Genomic DNA, 2415 nt, shown 5'->3' with positions numbered 1-2415 from the left:
GGCGGCCGCCGCCACCGTCGAGGACGTACCGGGAACCCCCGCCGACGAGCCCGAGGTCGAGGCCGACCAGCCCGAGCAGGGTGCGGACGCCGACGAGAACGACGAGTACGACGACCGTCCCTCGCGCCGCCGCCGTCGCGGAGGCCGTCGCCGCCGCCGTGGCGAGTCCGCCGAGTCGGACGACACCACGGACGAGCAGCACTCGGACGACTCCGCAGGCAGGAACGACCGCGCCGACCGGAACGACCGCGCCGAAAAGGCCACCGAAACCGCCGAAGCGTCCGAAGGCGAAGGCACCGAAGCCACCGAAGCCACCGAATACACCGACGAGGACGACGACGAGGACAACGGCGACGCCGACAACTCCTCCGGCGCCGGCTCGGCGAGCAGCCGCCGCCGCAGGCGCCGCCGCCGTCGCAGCGGTGACGGCGGTACCGACGCCGACCACGGCGACGGTGACCCGGAGCGTACGGTCGTCAAGGTCCGCGAGCCCCGCGAACGGCGCGCGAAGGACACCGAGCGCGGCGACCGCGAGCACCACGGCACCGGCTCCGACGAGGTGCAGTCCATCAAGGGCTCGACCCGCCTGGAGGCCAAGAAGCAGCGCCGCCGCGAGGGCCGCGAGCAGGGCCGCCGCCGCGTGCCGATCATCACGGAGGCGGAGTTCCTGGCGCGCCGTGAGGCCGTCGAGCGTGTGATGGTCGTCCGGCAGAACGGCGAGCGCACCCAGATCGGCGTCCTTGAGGACAACGTGCTCGTCGAGCACTACGTCAACAAGGAACAGGCCACCAGCTACGTCGGCAACGTCTACCTGGGCAAGGTGCAGAACGTACTGCCGTCCATGGAGGCCGCGTTCGTCGACATCGGCAAGGGACGCAACGCCGTTCTCTACGCCGGTGAGGTCAACTTCGAGGCGCTGGGCATGGCCAACGGCCCGCGCCGCATCGAGACCGCCCTCAAGTCCGGCCAGTCGGTGCTCGTCCAGGTGACGAAGGACCCGATCGGCCACAAGGGCGCGCGTCTGACCAGTCAGGTGTCCCTCCCGGGCCGCTACCTGGTCTACGTGCCCGAGGGCTCGATGACCGGCATCAGCCGCAAGCTGCCCGACACCGAGCGGTCCCGGCTCAAGACCATCCTGAAGAAGATCGTCCCCGAGGACGCGGGCGTCATCGTCCGTACGGCGGCCGAGGGCGCGAGCGAGGACGAGCTGCGCCGCGACGTCGAGCGCCTTCAGGGCCAGTGGGACGACATCAAGAAGAAGACGAAGGGCGGCGGCAACGCCCCCACGCTTCTCTACGGTGAGCCGGACATGACCGTCCGCGTCGTCCGCGACATCTTCAACGAGGACTTCACCAAGGTCATCGTGAGCGGTGACGAGGCGTGGGAGACCATCCACGACTACGTCGCGAATGTCGCCCCCGATCTCTCCGACCGGCTGACCCGCTGGACGAGCGAGGTCGACGTCTTCGCGACGTACCGCATCGACGAGCAGCTCATGAAGGCGCTCGACCGCAAGGTCTGGCTGCCGAGCGGCGGCTCGCTGGTGATCGACAAGACCGAGGCCATGGTCGTGGTCGACGTCAACACCGGGAAGTTCACCGGGCAGGGCGGCAACCTCGAGGAGACCGTCACCAGGAACAACCTGGAGGCGGCCGAGGAGATCGTGCGACAGCTCCGGCTGCGCGACCTCGGCGGCATCGTCGTCATCGACTTCATCGACATGGTGCTCGAATCCAACCGGGACCTGGTGCTGCGGCGCCTGCTGGAGTGCCTGGGCCGGGACCGTACGAAGCACCAGGTCGCCGAGGTCACCTCGCTGGGCCTGGTCCAGATGACCCGTAAGCGGGTCGGCCAGGGCCTGCTGGAGTCCTTCTCCGAGACCTGTGTCCACTGCAACGGCCGTGGCGTGATCGTCCACATGGAGATGCCCACGGCGTCCGGTGGCGGTGGCAACGGCACGGGTAAGCGCGGCAAGAAGCGCGGTCGTGGCGGGGCCGGTTCCGACCACGGCGACCAGGGTCACGAGCACACGCATGAGCACGAGTACGCGGATGTGCTGACGGAGTCCGAGGACGAGGTCGCCGCCGAGGTGGCGGCCCCGGTCGCGCTCGCCGAGCCGGAGTTCGAGCCCGACGAGGAACTGTTCAGCAGCATCGCCGAGGCCGAGGCTTCGGTACGCGGCCGTGGACGCCGGAGGGCGTCGCGCAAGGCGTCGGCTCCGGCCGGTTCGCCGAGGGCGGCGGAGTCCGACGTACGTACGGAGGCCCCGGCCGAGGCACCCGCCGAAGCGCCCGTCGAAGCACAGGCACCCGTCGAGACGCCCGCTCCGGCGGTCGCCGAGGCTCCCGCCGAGGAGGCGGCCCCCCAGGGTCGCCCGCGCCGCAGGGCCACCCGTAAGGCGTCGGCTCCGGCCGG

The 2415-nt window shown here is 70.6% G+C and carries 1 protein-coding gene; it reads left to right on the top strand.

Annotated elements, in window-relative coordinates:
• Positions 1-2415: Rne/Rng family ribonuclease (locus QR77_RS11300; protein WP_150130558.1), on the top strand; the 2415-nt coding region annotated here is incomplete at both ends.

The organism is Streptomyces sp. 150FB (genome assembly GCF_000818195.1).
Lineage (GTDB): Bacteria > Actinomycetota > Actinomycetes > Streptomycetales > Streptomycetaceae > Streptomyces.
Note: the sequence above shows the minus strand (reverse complement) of the source record. Positions and strands in the feature narration are given on the sequence as shown.